Annotated in this window: 13 protein-coding genes; 5 read left to right on the forward strand and 8 right to left on the reverse strand. The window is 62.0% G+C overall.

All coding sequences use genetic code 11. The features are described from left to right. From ACOTXD_RS09760 to ACOTXD_RS09780, 5 genes are all read right to left on the reverse strand, one after another. Entirely contained in the window at positions 1–5,586 is a 5,586-nt protein-coding gene (locus ACOTXD_RS09760; protein WP_061855997.1) for a trifunctional serine/threonine-protein kinase/ATP-binding protein/sensor histidine kinase, read from the reverse strand. Between the two features lie 9 nt (positions 5,587–5,595). Beyond that, positions 5,596–5,976 carry a response regulator transcription factor gene (locus tag ACOTXD_RS09765; RefSeq protein WP_045894247.1) on the reverse strand — a complete coding sequence of 127 codons (381 nt, stop codon included), beginning with the start codon at positions 5,974–5,976 and terminating at the stop codon, positions 5,596–5,598. 23 nt (positions 5,977–5,999) lie between these two features. Beyond that, positions 6,000–6,260, reverse strand: coding sequence for a XapX domain-containing protein (locus ACOTXD_RS09770; protein WP_023324098.1), 261 nt, complete (start codon positions 6,258–6,260; stop codon positions 6,000–6,002). Next, on the reverse strand, positions 6,257–6,478 hold the full coding sequence (locus ACOTXD_RS09775; protein ID WP_003863054.1) for a DUF1427 family protein: 222 nt from the start codon (positions 6,476–6,478) through the stop codon (positions 6,257–6,259). The genes ACOTXD_RS09770 and ACOTXD_RS09775 overlap by 4 nt, the downstream gene beginning before the upstream one ends. Positions 6,479–6,539: 61 nt before the next feature. Further along, positions 6,540–7,226: a hydrolase gene (locus ACOTXD_RS09780; RefSeq protein WP_421766404.1), complete on the reverse strand. Its 687-nt coding sequence runs from the start codon at positions 7,224–7,226 to the stop codon at positions 6,540–6,542. 220 nt (positions 7,227–7,446) lie between these two features. Between ACOTXD_RS09780 and ACOTXD_RS09785 the strand changes: the two genes are divergently transcribed. The 4 genes from ACOTXD_RS09785 to ACOTXD_RS09800 are packed head-to-tail and all read left to right on the forward strand — an operon-like array spanning position 7,447 to position 12,193. Then, the gene (locus tag ACOTXD_RS09785) at positions 7,447–9,318 is read left to right on the forward strand and encodes an amidohydrolase (protein WP_061855996.1); all 1,872 of its coding nucleotides are present in this window, start codon (positions 7,447–7,449) and stop codon (positions 9,316–9,318) included. Further along, positions 9,318–9,725 carry a DoxX family protein gene (locus ACOTXD_RS09790; RefSeq protein ID WP_061855995.1) on the forward strand — a complete coding sequence of 136 codons (408 nt, stop codon included), beginning with the start codon at positions 9,318–9,320 and terminating at the stop codon, positions 9,723–9,725. The genes ACOTXD_RS09785 and ACOTXD_RS09790 overlap by 1 nt, the downstream gene beginning before the upstream one ends. After that, the gene (locus ACOTXD_RS09795; protein WP_061855994.1) at positions 9,722–11,341 is read left to right on the forward strand and encodes an MFS transporter; all 1,620 of its coding nucleotides are present in this window, start codon (positions 9,722–9,724) and stop codon (positions 11,339–11,341) included. The genes ACOTXD_RS09790 and ACOTXD_RS09795 overlap by 4 nt, the downstream gene beginning before the upstream one ends. Before the next feature lie 30 nt (positions 11,342–11,371). After that, positions 11,372–12,193 (forward strand): alpha/beta fold hydrolase, encoded by an 822-nt coding sequence (locus tag ACOTXD_RS09800; RefSeq protein ID WP_015572558.1) that lies wholly within the window; start codon positions 11,372–11,374, stop codon positions 12,191–12,193. A 39-nt stretch (positions 12,194–12,232) separates the two neighbouring features. On the opposite strand, the gene ACOTXD_RS09805 is transcribed toward ACOTXD_RS09800, so the two are convergent. After that, positions 12,233–13,627, reverse strand: coding sequence for an MFS transporter (locus ACOTXD_RS09805; RefSeq protein ID WP_061855993.1), 1,395 nt, complete (start codon positions 13,625–13,627; stop codon positions 12,233–12,235). Positions 13,628–13,672: 45 nt separating this feature from the next. Continuing rightward, complete coding sequence (locus ACOTXD_RS09810) at positions 13,673–14,761, reverse strand: cellulase family glycosylhydrolase (protein WP_126501098.1); 1,089 nt, start codon at positions 14,759–14,761, stop codon at positions 13,673–13,675. A 185-nt stretch (positions 14,762–14,946) separates the two neighbouring features. On the opposite strand from ACOTXD_RS09810, the gene ACOTXD_RS09815 reads away from it, so the two are divergent. Beyond that, positions 14,947–15,954, forward strand: coding sequence for a LacI family DNA-binding transcriptional regulator (locus ACOTXD_RS09815; RefSeq protein WP_045345964.1), 1,008 nt, complete (start codon positions 14,947–14,949; stop codon positions 15,952–15,954). On the opposite strand, the gene fosA is transcribed toward ACOTXD_RS09815, so the two are convergent. After that, a complete protein-coding gene (gene fosA, locus ACOTXD_RS09820; RefSeq protein ID WP_045345962.1) occupies positions 15,940–16,365 on the reverse strand; it encodes a FosA/FosA2 family fosfomycin resistance glutathione transferase in 426 nt (141 codons plus the stop codon). The two genes, ACOTXD_RS09815 and fosA, sit on opposite strands and share 15 nt — an antisense overlap. Between the last annotated feature and the right edge of the window lie 102 nt (positions 16,366–16,467).

The following is a 16,467-nucleotide window of genomic DNA, read 5'->3' on the forward strand; positions in this document are numbered from 1 at the left end:
TTACTCCTCCTGTCCGGCAAGCGGCAACGCGAAGGTAAATACCGTGCCGTACGGCTCTCTGCGGCGCGCGCTCAGTTTCCCCCGGTGCCGTTCAATGATGCTGGCGCTGATGGTCAGCCCCATCCCCATTCCCTGCGCTTTGGTCGAATAGAACGAGTCAAAGATCCGCTCGGTGAGCTCCGGCTCAATGCCGCTGCCGGTATCGGCGATCTCAAAGATCACCTTCCCCTCGCCGCAGTTCGCGGTGGAGATCGTGATGCTGCACGGGCGATCCGTCACTTCCGCCATCGCTTCCATCGCATTCATCACCAGGTTAAGCAGCACCTGCTGGATCTGCACGCTGTCGCCGATGATAAAGCTGTCGTCAGCGTTCAGAAGATAATCAACGCTTATGTGTCGCAGCTCAAGTTCGCTGCGTGAAAGCATAATGATGTGGTGGATCAGGAAGTGCAGATCAATACGCGTAAACGTGGGGTCCTGCTTGCGCGTCAGAGACTGAATGCTGCGAATGATCTCCCCTGCCCGCTCGCCCTCGGCGGCGATCTCCTCCAGCCCCTCGCGCACTTTGTCCAGCCGCGCCGGATCGCGGTTGAGCCAGCGCAGGCTCGCGCCGGCGTTCGAGACAATCGACATCAGCGGCTGGTTGATCTCGTGCGCGATCGAGGAGGTCAGTTGCCCGACGGTGGTGGCCCGTGAGACTCGCGCCAGATCCGCCTGCGCCACCCGCATCGCATCTTCCGCCGCCCGCTGGCTGGTGATGTCGGTAATGATGCCGTAATACTCATTCACTTCGCTGCCGACGCCGACCGGATCGCCAATCCCGAGGATGTAGCGAACGGAGCCGTCGGTGCGGATAATGCGAAACTCCGCGCGCATCGACAGCCCGTCGCGCACGCTCTGGTTAACGAGGGTGCTGATCCGGCCATAATCGTCCTCATGCACGAAGGTTAAAAACTCCGCCATTGAGATCATCTTTTGCTGCTCCGGCAGGCCAAGGATACGGGCGTACTCTTCAGACATAAACATCAGATCCTGCACCAGCTCCCAGCGCCAGCTGCCGGTATGGCTGATCTGCTCGCCCAGCATCAGTGAGGTCTGGCTGGCGCGCAGCTCTTTCTCCACCCGTCGGCGCTGGATGTTTTCCGCCAGCAGCTCGGCGTAAAGCCGCGCCGTCTCCAGCGAAACCGCCGCCTGCGCGCCCAGCAGGCTGACCACGCGCGAATGTTCGGCGGTAAACACTTCCGGCATCAGGCGGTTTTCCAGATACAGCACCCCCACCAGCCGCGCCTGTTTGAACATCGGGACACACATCACGGCGGCGCCGGACGTCACCAGATACGGATCCTGGCTGAACGGGTGGAACTCCTCCGGTTTGCCGGTGCGGATCTCCTGCCCGGTGCGGATCACTGCGGCCAGCACCGACAGCGGCATGTCCGTCGCCATCGGTGACGCCTTCAGGATGCGCACCCGCACCCCGTCGGTACTGGTCCAGGCACTGGCCTCGATCTCCGGGATGTGATTATCGCTAACGCGCAGCAGCAGGCCACGCTGCGCCCCGGCCCGTTCAAGCAGCAGCGTCATCAGGTTTTCAATTAAACGCTCGAGGTTAATTTCTTCGGACAAGGCGCGTGAGGCTTTGATGACGCTCTGTAAATCGCGGATCACCTCGTTCTGGGCGAAGGCCGCCGTGTCATACGCGCGGCTCTGCCCGGAGGCCAGCAGATGCGGGAAATCCTGCTCCAGCTGGCGCACCTTGGCCTGCGCCCCGGCGCGCCCCCAGGCGGCAATCGCGCCGCGGAAATGGGCGTCGGAGGCGGTCGGGTAGCCGCAGGCCAGCGAGAAACGCCCTGCCAGCTCGTGCGCCAGGGCATTGATCGGGTTAAAGCCGCCCTCCCGCGAGAGCCGCACCGCTTTTTCATACTGCTCCAGCGCGATGCTGTTCATGCCGTCCAGACGGACGATTTCGGCGTAAATCAGCGCTTCTTTATCGGCAAACGTGCCCGAATTGATCCGCGCCCAGAGGGCAATTTTGTCGTAATGGTGATGAATACTGCGGCGATAATCCGCCGAGAAGGTCTCCGGCGTGAGCTGACGGGAGAGCGCCAGCGCGCTGTAAAAATGGTAATCCAGCAGATGAATATGACCCGGCGCGGACCACGCATACCAGCCCGCCCTCTCTAAATCCGCCTGCGCGTCGGCGTATTCGCCGCAGGAAAAGTGCGCCATCCCGCGATAGAGCCAGTACCAGAACAGCATAGTCGAGGTCTGCTCGGGCGCCTGCTCCGGCGGCGCGGGCAGCAGATCGTCAGGCAGCGCCTGGGCGGCGCTCCATGGGCCCGTCACCGGCGTGCGTAAAAACTCCACGTAGCGGCGCTGAATGTGCAGAACGGTTTCAATGTCCTGATAATCCGTTTTGCGTACAAAGGCCAGACCGCGATCGATGCTGGTCAGCACGCCATCCAGATGATCGCCCCGGGAGAGGAAGTTAATGATCTGATGACAGGCCGCGAAACAGGCCATCGTCATGTCGCCGTGGGTCACCGCCGAGGTAAAGCAGGCCTTTGCGCACTCGATAGTGTACGACAGCGGCTGGGTCCAGACGCTGAGCTGATCGAGCGGCAGCAGAGTTTTGGCTTCATAGGCATCATAGCCGTGGCGGTTCACCAGCTCACGAGCCAGCGTGCCGTACTCAAATCCGAGACGGTATTCGGCGTAGCGGTGACCAATCAGCACGCCAAACCAGGCCATCGCCGTGGTGGAGGCGCCGGTGATGCCGTGATCGAGCGTGAGGTGCATCATCCGGCACAGGAGTAAAAAGTGCAGGCGCGGGCAGGTAAAACTGGCGAAAATACTGGCGCTGTAAAGCAGGTTCATCACCGCTTCGGTCTCTGCGTTCTCCATCAGCTTAAGCTGAGAAAACGGGTTCAGCGGCGCGTCGGCGGTGCGTTGACAGAACTGCTGCCAGGCCTCGTCACATTCGGCATTTTCCGGGTAGCGGCTGATCTGGATCCCGAACACGCCCAGCCAGCATAACGACGCCTCCAGTGCCAGTCGGATCTCCGACTGGCGCATATACACTTCCGCCAGCAGGTTGGCGGCCAGCGCTTTCTCCGTCAGCCCGCCCGGTGAACCGAGGATCGCATCGCACAGCGCACGCGTACGCTCCAGGTGCCCGAGCGCAAACTCACAGCCCGCCTCTTCGATATCCAGCATAAAGTCCGAGACCGGGCCCGCATTCCCCAGCGCTCTGGCGGTCTGGATATAGCTTAAGGCGGAAAGGTAATCGCCGGTACGCTTCGCACGCCGCGCGGCCTGAAGGCTCAGCTCCCGGAATCGCTGCCGCTGGGGTGCAGGCTGGATGCAGTCCAGCGCGGCGCTGACGTGGTGAACCGCGCGGAACAGCAGTTCGTTGCCCGCCGTCTGCCGTGCGGCATCCGCCAGCAGGCTGGCGGTGGTCAGGTGCAGATGGCTTTTCTCGCCCTCATCCAGCAGGGCAAAGGCGGCTTCCTGCACCCGATCGTGAGTAAAAGCGTACTCTTTCTCCGTCAGCACAATCAGCTGAGCAGTAACCGCCGGGTGAAGCGCGTAGCGGATTTCCGCCGCCGACCGCCCCACCACGCGGCACAGCATCTCCAGCTCGCCCGTGCAGCCGAGGCAGGCGATGCTGCCCAGCAGGCGGCGCGTCTCGTCGGGCATCTCCTTGAGCTGTTCAAGTACCAGCGTCACCACGTTTTCGGTGTAGTGCCGGGCGCGGATGGCCTGGAGATCGTAATGCCATTTCCCCTGATATTTGTTGTGCACCACCAGTCCGTCATCGACGATGCGACGGAAAAACTCCTGCACGAACAGCGGGTTGCCGCCGGTTTTTTCATGGATCAGCGTGGCAAGATCGGCGGTGCCGCTACTGCGGGCATGAAAAATTCCCCCGAGCCAGCGCGCCACGGCCTTCACCGACAGCGGCTGCGGCACAATCGTCGTGGCGTATTGCGCCGCCTCCGGCAGGCTCGCCAGCGCGGTCTGCAAGGTGGGATCAGAAAGCGAACTGAGATCGCGGTGCGCCACCACCACCAGCAGCGGGATGGCGCCGCAGGCGCGCAGCAGGTGATCGAGCGTTTGCAGGCTGGCGGCGTCGATCCACTGCACATCATCCAGCAGCAGCACCAGCGGCGCGCCCTGGGTGGCGAAGGTTTTCACCAGCGCCAGCACCATATGGCTGAAGCGCGCCCGCGCGTCGATGGAAAAGGTATCCGCGGAGAAACGCGGTTTGTTCTCAAGGAGTAAATTCAGCTCCGGCACCAGGCTGACGGCCAGCTCTTCATAGCCTTCCAGCGCGCGCGACAGACGGATTTTCCACGTCGCCACCTCCCCGGCTGGCAGCCCGAGCAGGTGCAGCGTGAGCGTCCGAAACGCCGAACTCAGCACGCCGTAGGGCAGCGTGGGGGAATATTGATCGACCTTGCCCACCGCCAGCAGCACCTTGCGCTGTTGCAGCGATTTCAGCGTGGTGGCGATCACGGAAGATTTGCCGATCCCCGAAGGTCCCCCAATCGTCACCAGTTCCGGCGCACCGCTCTGGCTGACCCGCTCAAACGCGGCGATGACGTCGCTGGCCTGCGGATGCGCAGAGAAAAGCGAATCGGCCAGATGGATCGCCGGAGAGCGATCCTGCTGTCCGGGAATAAAGTCGACAATTTCGCCTTCAACGGTCAGCGTCGCCTGGCAGCGCCTGAGGTCGGCAATCAGCCCGTCGACAGTCTGATAGCGATTCTCCGGATTCTTCTCCAGCAGCTTAAGGATAATGGTCGACAACATGCCGGGTACGTCCGGGCGCACCCGACCCGGCGCAAGCGGTTCAGAGGCAATGTGATAATGCGCCCAGTTGGTCTGGTCATCAGCGCTCAGTTCAAACGGCAATCGCCCGGTCAGAAGTTCATAAAGCACGATCCCCAGACTGTAGAGATCGCTCCGGCTGTCAACGGCACGCCGGGTACGCGTGGTGTGTTCCGGTGACATGTAGGCGGGCGTGCCGCCAGACGCGGCAAGCCGGGACTGGGAGAAGGCGTCGGAGGTGTCGCAGGAAAGACCGAAGCTGCACAGACGGCAGGTGGCGTCGTGATGAACGAAGATCGCCCCGGGTTTGATATCGCCGTGGATCAGGTTGTGCTGATGCATCTGGCGCAGGGGACCGCAGATGCGGATCGCCATCTCGATAAAGCGGGCGATCCCGGAAATCGCCTTACCTGCCCGGCACGCCAGCAGTTCAAAGCAGAACGGCGCGTAGACCAGCGCAAAACGTCCGCGGTACTGGGTTGAAGCGACGGGCCGGATAGCCCAGCCGTCATGAAGGCGATCGCGCAGGGCAAACTCGTTTTTCAGCAGCCGCGTTGCCCGCTCCTCTTCTTCATCGCTGACCGCGGTGGCAATAATAAACGAACCGCCGGACTGGGGATGCCGCCCGTTCATCCAGGAGATGCCGCCCTCCTGCGCCAGCACGGTAAAAATGACATCCTCTTTCAGAACAAAAGCCCGCCCTTCATGGAGACATCCCCGGGCGGGCCAAAATGCAGGCGACGTATGTTCGTTCATCCGCGATCCTTATTGTCGGCGGGTCAGCTCCCGCTGAATATGATCCAGCAGAATATCGATGTTAATCGGCTTACGCAAAAATGCAGCGGCGCCCAGACTGAGTGCATACCGCTGCATATTTTCATCAGCATGGCCGGAGATAAACAGTATTGGCGGCGGCGGCGCGGCCAGCAACCGCAGCTTCTCAAACAGCTCGATGCCGTTCATGCCGCGTAGCTTGATGTCGGCGATCACCAGCGACGCGCCTGACAGGGCGAGAGGGTGGCTCAAGAACACCTCTGCCGAATCGAAGGTATCGGTAGCATACCCTTCCGATTGCAGCAGATTACTGAGCCCGCTGCGAACAGAGCGTTCGTCATCGATGATGGCAATGCGCCACGGCAGCGTCATGCTGTCTTTCCTCAAACAAATCGTTACGCGTCGCGGCTTTCCTTCGCGGGCGCGGGGGGCGCAGTACCGCTGATTTTCGGTACGCATTCATGACGAAACCAGGCCAGGGTCAGCGGTTCGCGGCTCACCAGACGACGCCCGATGGGGATCAGCTGTTCACCCACCAGCATGCCGAACAGGCCTAGCAGCGCGACGACCGGCGGCGCCGGGGAATGTACGTCGAGCAGGGCGTAAAGTACCCCAGCCGCGGCCCCGCACACCAGCGAAATAATCCAGGCCTTCATGATGACGCTCCGGTCGGGTGTTGAACGTGGGGAACCGTCACCTGCACGGCAGCCGGATTATCGCGGGATAAAAGATGACGCATCGCCTGTTCACCCGCCAGCATCCCCAGCAGGCCAATCAGCGCCAGCGCGGGCGGCGCGGGGGAGCGCACCTTCAGCACGGCATACATCAGGCCAATCAACACGCCTGCCGCAAGGGATATCAGCCCAGTACTCATTGTGAACTCCAGAGAAAGAGGCAGCGGCGAGCCGGATGAGGGACCAGCCCGCCGACGGGACTTAGCGAGCCGGAACCGGCGCTAAGGTGCGGTGCTCGCTCTTCTGGCGAGATGGCGCTTTGTGCACCATGGTGTAGGCGTAATCCACTCCCATGCCGTAGGCGCCGGAGTGCTCGCGCACGATATCCATCACCGCGGTGTAGGTCTCTTTGCGCGCCCAGTCACGCTGCCACTCCAGCATCACCTGCTGCCAGGTCACCGGGATCACGCCCGCCTGGATCATGCGCTGCATCGCGAAGTCGTGGGCTTCTTTGGAGGTGCCGCCGGAGGCGTCTGCCACCATATAAATTTCGTAGTCGCCTTCCAGCATCGCGCACAGGGCAAAGCTGTTGTTGCACACTTCGGTCCACAGACCGGCGACAACCACTTTCTTCTTGCCGTTGGCCTTCAGCGCGTCACGCACTTTCTGGTCGTCCCAGGAGTTCATGGAGGTACGCTCCAGAATGTCCTGGCCCGGGAACACGTCCATCAGTTCCGGATAGGTATTGCCGGAGAAGCTTTCAGTCTCAACGGTGGTGATGATGGTTGGGATGTTGAACACCTTAGCCGCTTTCGCCAGCGCCACGGTGTTGTTTTTCAGCACCTGGCGGTCAATAGACTGCACGCCGAACGCCATCTGCGGCTGGTGGTCGATGAAAATGATCTGACAGTTGGCAGGGGTTAAGACTTCGAGCTTAGAAGTGGTCATAAGATTATCCAGTGAGGTTAAAGGTTAAAATCGCCGCGAACAGCACGCCGATAAAATCGCGTTCATCCTATGACCCACAGCGCTGTGGTGTAATTATCTCTTCGTATAGTTAACCTTAGGTATAGTTATACTTTGGTATACCTATCCTATTGTATAACTGGATCTTTGCCGAAACCGGTTCCCATAATCCTGACCATTCCCCTCTTAGTCTGGAGCTCTTATGGTTACCCTCGGTAAAGCCGATCTCATTCTGGTTAACGGCCAGTTTCACACCGTCGATCGCGAGAATCCTCTCGCAGAAGCCGTTGCCGTGCGCGACGGAAAATTTCTGGAAGTGGGTACCGTCGCCGAGGTGATGCAGCACCACGGCGACGGCACTAAGGTGGTCGACTTAAAAGGCCACACCGCCATCCCCGGCCTGAACGACTCGCACCTGCACCTGATCCGCGGCGGGCTGAACTACAACCTCGAGCTGCGCTGGGAAGGCGTGCCGTCGCTCGCCGACGCCCTGCGGATGCTGAAAGAGCAGGCCCTGCGCACGCCGTCGCCCCAGTGGGTGCGCGTGGTGGGCGGCTGGAGCGAGTTCCAGTTTGCCGAGCGCCGCATGCCGACGCTGGATGAGATTAACGACGCCGCGCCGGACACCCCGGTCTTCATTCTGCACCTGTACGACCGCGCTCTGCTCAACCGCGCCGCGCTGAAGGTGGTCGGCTACACCAAAGAGACGCCAAACCCGCCGGGCGGCGAGATCCAGCGCGACGCCAACGGCAACCCGACCGGGATGCTGATTGCCCGTCCGAACGCCATGATCCTCTACGCCACGCTGGCGAAAGGGCCGAAGCTGCCGCTGGAGCAGCAGGTTAACTCCACCCGCCAGTTCATGCGCGAGCTGAACCGTCTGGGGCTGACCAGCGCCATCGACGCGGGCGGCGGCTTCCAGAACTACCCGGAAGATTACGAGGTGATCGCCGAGCTGCACGAGAAAAAGCAGATGACCATCCGCATCGCCTACAACCTCTTTACCCAGCGTCCGGGCCACGAGCTGGAAGACTTTGAAAAATGGACCGACATGCTCACGCCGGGCCAGGGCAGCGATTTCTTCCGCCACAACGGCGCGGGCGAGATGCTGGTCTTCTCCGCCGCCGATTTTGAAGACTTCCTCGAGCCGCGCCCGGACCTTGCGCCGGGCATGGAGGACGAGCTGGAGCGCGTGGTACGCCATCTGGTGGAGCACCGCTGGCCGTTCCGCCTGCACGCCACCTATAACGAATCCATCAGCCGCATGCTGGACGTGTTCGAGAAGGTGAACCGCGACATTCCGTTCAACGGCCTGCACTGGTTCTTCGACCATGCGGAAACCGTTACCCAGGCCAACATCGACCGCATCAAAGAACTGGGCGGCGGCATTGCCGTCCAGCACCGCATGGCCTTCCAGGGCGAATACTTTGCCGAGCGCTACGGCATCGAAGCCACCCGCCACACGCCGCCGGTGGCGAAAATGCTCGAGACCGGCGTGCCGGTGGGCTTAGGGACGGACGCCACCCGCGTGGCGAGCTACAACCCGTGGACCGCGCTCTACTGGCTGGTCTCCGGCCGCACCGTCGGCGGGATGCAGATGTACGACCACAGCGCCCGACTGGATCGCGATACCGCCCTGATGCTCTGGACCCAGGGCAGCGCGTGGTTCTCCAGCGAGCAGAACCAGAAGGGGCAGATCAAGGTCGGCCAGCTCGCCGACCTGGCGGTGCTCAGCAAAGATTACTTCCGCGTGCCGGAGGAGGAGATCAAGGGCATCGAGTCCGTCCTCACCGTGGTGAACGGCGATATCGTCTATGCCGCAGGCACCTTTGGCCCGCTCGCGCCGCCGGCCATTCCGGTCCTGCCCGAGTGGTCCCCGGTGGTCAAGGTACCGGGCCACTACCGCAGCGCGCCGCCGCAGGCCGCACGCGTGGGCATGAGTGTGGTTCACCACTGTAGCGGCCCGTGCGGGGTTCACAGCCACCAGCACGATTTCGCCCGCACGTCAGCGATGCCGGTATCCGACGATAACGCTTTCTGGGGGGCGCTGGGTTGCAGCTGCTTTGCATTCTGATGAAACAAAATGACGCTTCGTCCCGGATCGATCCGGGGCTGTTCTTTCTGCGCCTGACCGGCAGCCTGCTGCTGCTTTACGTGCACGGCCTGCCGAAGGTGCTGCACTTCAGCGAAGAGCTGACGCGTATCGAAGATCCGTTTGGTTTCGGGCCGTATGCCAGTCTGATCCCGGCGATCGTCGCCGAGGTGATCTGCCCGCTGTTGATCATTGCGGGGGTTTACACCCGCCTGGCGTGCCTGCCGATTATCGCCGTGCTGCTGGTGGCGATGCTGGCGGTTCATCCGAACTGGTCGATTGCCGAAGGGCAGTTTGGCTGGCTGCTGCTGATTATCTTCACCACCCTTGCCCTCACCGGGCCGGGCCAGTGGCGAGTGCAGCGTAAAACAACGGAGAGGTTCGCATGACCCAGGTAAACGACGTTCGCGACGCACACGTCGAGACGACGCCCGCCCCGGCGGTTTCACCCTGGCAGCCGCTGAGCCAGCCGGTGTTCCGCATGCTGTGGATCGCCACGGTGGTCTCTAACGTCGGCTCATGGATGAGCGACGTCGGCATCAACTGGAGCATGCTGACGCTCAGCGCCGATCCGCTGGATATCGCGCTGGTGCAGGCGGCGAGCAGCCTGCCGATGTTCCTTTTCGCCCTGCCGTCCGGGGTGATGGCGGACATCGTTGACCGACGTAAATACCTGCTCTTCTCCCAGCTGTGGGTGTTCATCGCCGCCGCCGGGCTGACGCTGCTCTCTTTTACCGGACACGTCACCCCTACCGTTCTGCTGGTGGCGACGTTCCTGCTGAGCGTGGGCGCGGCGATGAGCTCGCCGCCGTTCCAGGCCGTGGTGCCCGATCTGGTGAGCAAGCCGGAGCTGGGCGCCGCCGTGGCGCTGAACTCGCTCGGGGTGAACATCAGCCGGGCGATTGGCCCTGCGCTGGGCGGTTTTCTGCTCTCGCTCGCCGGGCCGTGGATGGTGTTTGCCCTGAACGCGCTCTCCGTGGTCGGCGTGGCGTGGGTGCTGTGGCGCTGGCGTCCGGCGCCGTCCGTGCAGCGTTTGCCACCAGAGCACTTCTTCTCCGCGGTGCGCTCCGGCATTCGCTACGTGCACGCCGCGCCGGTGCTGCGCAACGTGCTGGTGCGCACCGTGGCGTTCTTCGTTTTCGGCAGCGCGGGCTGGGCATTACTGCCGCTGGTAGCGCGCCGCGAGCTGGGCTTAGGCCCGGCGGGCTACGGCGTGATGCTGGCGTGCATTGGCCTGGGGGCGATTGCCGGGGCCATCCTGCTGCCGCGCCTGCGCCAGCGGCTGAATGCCGACCGTCTGATGGTAGCCGCGAGCCTGTTCTTTGCCCTCACCATGCTGGCGCTGGCGTTTGTGCGCCACGTCTGGCTGCTCAACCTGTTTGAGTTTTTTACCGGCTTCGCGTGGATTGCGGTGCTCTCGACCCTCAACCTCGGCGCGCAGCGCAGCGCCGCCCGCTGGGTGAAGGCCCGCGCACTGGCGGTCTACCTGACGGTGTTCTTCGGCTCGATGACCGCAGGCAGCGCCATCTGGGGGCAGATTGCCTCTCAGTTCGGCACCCCTACCTCGCTGGTGGTCGCCACGCTGGGGATGGTGCTGGCAAGCGCGACGGTATTCCGCTGGAAGCTGGAGAAAGATCCTGATTTAAACCTCGACCTGAGCGGCCAGCCGCTGGACGGCGTGGAGATCGAACTGCCGAACGAGCGCGGCCCGGTGCTGGTGTCGCACGAGTACATCATCGACCCGCACAACGCGAAAGCGTTTTTGCAGGCCGTGCACGAGCTGCGCCGGGTGCGCCGCCGCGCCGGGGCGATGAGCTGGGCGGTATACGAAGATATTGAGCGCCCCGGCCTGTTTATCGAGACCTTCCTGATGGGCTCCTGGATTGAGCATCTGCGCCAGCAGGAGCGCCACACCATGAATGACCTCCTGTTGCAGAGCCGCGTTCTGGCTTTTCATCAGGGCACAACATCACCGGCAATTCGCTATCTGGTCGCGCCGGTATAACCCTAACCATCACCTGTACAGGAACACACTATGGCAACGTTTAAGGCAAAAGACGGCACGCAGATTTACTACAAAGATTGCGGCGCGGGCAAACCGGTTCTCTTCAGCCACGGCTGGCCGCTGGACGGGGATATGTGGGACAGCCAGCTGAACTTCCTGGCCGAGCGCGGCTACCGCACCATCGCCTTTGACCGTCGCGGGTTTGGACGTTCGGATCAGCCGTGGAACGGCTATGACTACGATACTTTTGCGTCCGACATTAACGACCTGATCACCACGCTGGATCTGCGCGACGTGACGCTGGTGGGCTTCTCCATGGGCGGCGGCGACGTGACGCGCTACATCAACAACTACGGCAGCGAACGCGTGGCCGGTCTTGCCCTGCTGGGCGCGGTAACGCCCATTTTCGGCAAATCCGAAAGCTACCCGGAAGGGGTCGATCAGAGCGTGTTCAGCGGGATTCGCGACGGACTGCGTAAAGATCGCGCCCAGTTCATCAGCGACTTCGCCACCCCGTTCTACGGCACCAACGCAGGGCAGACCGTTTCTGCCGGTGCCCTGACGCAGACGCTGAACATCGCCCTGCTGGCGTCCCTGAAGGGCACCATCGACTGCGTAACCGCCTTCGCCGAGACCGATTTCCGCCCGGATATGGCGAAAATCGACGTGCCGACGCTGGTGATCCACGGCAGCAACGACCAGATCGTGCCGTTTGAAACGACCGGCAAGCTGGCGGCGGAGATGATCAAAAACGCCACGCTGAAAGTGTACGACAACGCGCCGCACGGCTTCGCGCTGACCCACCAGGACCAGCTCAACGAAGATCTGCTGGCGTTTGTGAAGTCGCTGTAAGTCATTACGCGAAGCCTGATGGCGCTTCGCTTATCAGGCCTACAAGGGCTGGTCCTGTAGGCCGGGTAAGGCGCAGCCGCCACCCGGCGCTTTCGCAGACGCATTCCGCTCCGCCAGCAGCCGACAAACCTCCGCATGCTTCTCCTCGGTAAAGGTGAAGCGCGACATAAACCCCATTCGAATCAGCGAGCCTATCGCCGGTAACAAACAAATCCCGAAGAACAGCCCCGCCAGTACGCTGTCGCTCTGTGACTGCGCCTGCGGCACATAGTCGATCATTGTCAGAAACACGCCGATGAGCCCGCCGCCCACCGCCACCGACATCTTGCCGGTAAAGGTCTGCCCGGAGAAGGTGATCGCCGCGCAGCGCTTGTGGGTGTGGTATTCCGCGTACTCGATGGTGTCGGCAATCATCGACGAGGTGAGAATGTTGGTCATCATTACGAACAGCGTGCTCAGGCCGAGCAGGATAAACAGCAGCGCCGTGTGCTGATAGCCCGTGAACCACATCACCACGCGCACCGCCACGTCCAGCCCGCAGAGGATCATAAACAGCTTCCGCTTCTGCATCCGGCGCGTCAGCATCGGGGCAACCAGACACAGCACTGCCGCCACGATCCCCATCACGCCAATCGCCATTTGCAGGCTGCCGTCGCCCAGGTTGTTGATAAAGAAGTAGATATACAGCCCGCCCGCCACGTTGTGGAACACGCAGAAAAAGAACGACAGCAGGACGATAAACAGCGGCTTGTTCTGGCGCAGGTTGTGGAAGGTGTCGCGGATGGTCACCTTTTCCGGGCTCGGCGGCACACGCTCTTTGATCTGCATAAAACCGTTGAGCATCAGCGGCAGCCCCACCAGCATCATCACCAGCGCCGCCATAAAGTAGCCTTTATCGTTGCTGTACTGGGCGAAGAACGCCGCCAGCTTCGGGAAGAAGATGTTGGCGCAAGCGATCCCGGCGTTCACCCCGAGCATTGCCGCCGTCACCGCGCGGGTGCGCTGGGCGGAGTCGTTGGTCATTACCGACGACATCGACCAGAACGGGATATCGGAGATGGCATACAGCGTCCCCCACAGGATGTAGGTCACCCCGGCGTAGAGGATTTTGGTGGTCATGTCCGCTTCGATTTTATAGAACGACAGCAGCGTGACGCCGGTGATCAGCAGCGGAGCGATCAGTAAAAAGTGGCGAAACTTGCCGAACCGGCTGTTAATGGTGTCCATAATGCTGGCAAACAGCGGATCGTGAACTGCGTCCCACGCGCGGGCAATCAGGAAGATGGTGCTCGCCGCCAGCGCCGAGATCCCCAGCACGTCGGTGTAAAAATAGTTAATAAACGAACCCACTAAACCAAAGCTAAAACACTGACCTAAACCATAGCCAAAGTAGGACCATAACTCGCGAGACGGTATTTTCATTGTCGTTGCCATAGTGCGTACCTGGTTGCCCGGCGACAGCGCGCCGGGTCGTTATTATTAGCCCTGCGGATCCGGGGCGATTTTGCGCAGCTTCTTCATCAGCGCGATTTCAGCGCGTGAAAACGGGATACCGTTCTCCTCGAACACGTCGTGGAACCAGAGGCGGCAGTAGTCCGTGGACTCCTTCATCACCACCGGCCACGGCAGCCACGTCTGGGTTTTGCCGCGCACCAGCCCCCACTGGTACGGCGCGACCTTCGCCGCGTACATCAGCGGAAGCTGCTCTTCGATGGTGCTGCCCACGTGCCGCGCCAGCCATTCGGTGCAGAAGATTGGGCGGCCCAGCGCCTGAAGTTGCTGGATAATCGCCGTCATGCGCCCGGTATTGGTGTAGGCGTGATAGCTCACCACGTCCGAGAGCGCCAGCGCGGTCTGGTCCAGCGGATGCTGGAAGAACGTCTCGCCCTCCTCTTCCGGCGGCAGGCGCCACGCGCAGACGGTGAGCGGCTGGGTCGGGTCTTCCTCACGCACCCAGCGGAACGCCAGCTTCATCAACTCGTGCGCGCAGGACTCCAGCTTCGCGTCGTACTGCACCTCCTGCGTGCCCGTCGCGAAAATGCCGCGGTTGCCCGGCTCGTTATACAGATCCCAGAGCAGCACGCGCTTATCGTCGCGGAACTGGCGGACAACGTCGCGGATATAGCGCTCAATCTGCGGCCAGCAGTCGGGATCGCACACCTTGTCGCGCCCCGGGCTCGCCGCCGCCTGGCTGTTGTGTTTGCCCGGTACGGGCGGCTTTTGCGGGCCGAGGTACGGTTCGTCGCCGGAGAAGCCGCAGTCGTCCATCAGGGTCAGCATGGTGCTGAAGCCGTGACCGTCGGCAATCGTCAAAAAGCGGTCGATGCGCGCCATCAGCCCGTCGCGGTCATGCCCCCAGACGATAAACGGCAGGTTGATGCGCAGGGTGTTATAGCCCGCCTCCGCCGCCCAGCCCAGCTCGCGCTCGATGGTTTCGGCATCGAAGGTCTCTGCCTGCCAGATATCGGTCCAGTTCACCGCCGTCGACGGCAGATAGTTAAACCCGCACAGCCAGCCTTTTTGCTGATACCACGCCTGTGCCTGCTCCCTGCTCCACTGCTCTTTCATTACGCGTCCTCTTACTGATAATATTTAGCTAATAAATATTAGTTGCAGGATAAATGCGCAAATCACGGCGTTTAGAAAAGCGATGCCCCTCACAAAGTTCACGCTTCGATGAATGAGAAACGTGATCGACGGCGCTAAAGCGTGCGGTTAGGGTATGATGCGAAATCGCGAAAGGGAGAGGACGGATGAAGCGAAAAACGAAAGTGACGATGAACGATATTGCGCGGGCGGCAGGGGTGTCGCAGGCGACGGTATCGCTGGTGCTTAACCAGTCCCGCAACATCAAGCTCAGCGACGACACCCGCCAGCGGGTGATTAACGTCGCTACCGAGCTTGGCTACGACCGCCTCCCCGCCGTTCACGCCCCGCGCAACCAGGAAGAGATCGCCCTGCTGGTGAGCTCCATGCAGAGCTTCGACCCGTTTATCGACGCCATCAGCCAGGCGCGGGAAGCGGCGTGGCGCAACGAGACTCTGCTCACCGTCTACGACTACGGCGACGACATTGAGCTGGCGCTGAACATCATCCGCCAGCTGGAGAAGCGCAACTGCATCGGGATTGTCCTCGCCTCACCGGTCACCACGCTGGTGGACATGACGGCCTTCCAGGACTGCACCCGCATCCCGCTGGTGCTGCTCAACCAGCGCGACCCTGGCTCGCCGCTGCTGCCGTCGTTTATCCCGGACGACTACGCCAACGCCTTCCAGGTGACTAAACACCTCATCGCCTGCGGGGCCACGCGCATCGCCCACATTACCGGCGAGAGCTGGATGGAGGCATCCCGCCAGCGTCTGGCGGGCTACCAGGCCGCGCTGCAGCAGGCCGGACTCGCGTGCGACGACGGCCTGGTGCGCCAGACCAACTGGCAGTTCAGCGAGTCCTTTACCGCGACAGCTTCGCTGCTGGAGCTGACCGAGCGCCCGGACGCCATCTTCTGCGCCAGCGACTGGCTGGCGATTGGCTGCTATCAGGCGCTGGCGGTGAACGGCGTGCGCATCCCGCAGGACATGCTGCTGGCGGGCTACGACGACCAGAAGATCTCCGAGCAGCTCACCCCGCCGCTGACCAGTATCCAGCTGCCCTACAGCGAGCTGGGACGGCTGGCGGTGGAGTACCTGTGCAATCAGGAAGATGCCGCCACGCACGTGACGCTGGCGGGCAGGCTGAAGGTGCGCGCCTCAAGCCTCGTCTGAGGTAAACACCATGCCCGAATAGGGCTTCTCGCGACACGCCGCCAGCCGCGCGGCGAGGCTGCCCACGTGCAGCTCCAGCTTGTGGCCGTCCGGGTCGAGAAAATAGAACGACGCCCCCTCGCTTTTGTTCTGCTTCCAGACGGTGACGCCCGCCTGCTCCAGCCTGTGCGAGAACGGTTCAAAATCTTCTTCCGTGACGGTAAACGCGTAGTGGGTGTAGTCGCTCTCCTGCGGCGGCACGTACTGGCGCGCCTCGTCGAACGACAGGCAGACCCACAGATCGCCGCAGGTGAGATAGGCCCCGGTATTCCAGCGGGCGTGCAGGGGCAGCCCCAGCAGCTCGTGCCAGAAGGTGACGCTTTTTTGCAGGTCGCTGACCGCGAGGGTCAGGTGGTTGAGAGATTGCAGCATGACGAGCCCTTTTGTTTTTCGCGCCGGACGTGGTACGGTAAAGAGATGAACATAAACCACGCCGTGCTCACCGTAAACCGCTGGTGGCTGCCTTCTTAAAGG

The sequence above is a fragment of the Enterobacter cloacae complex sp. CDL013 genome (assembly GCF_049238805.1).
In the GTDB taxonomy this organism is placed as follows: Bacteria; Pseudomonadota; Gammaproteobacteria; order Enterobacterales; family Enterobacteriaceae; genus Enterobacter; species Enterobacter hormaechei_C.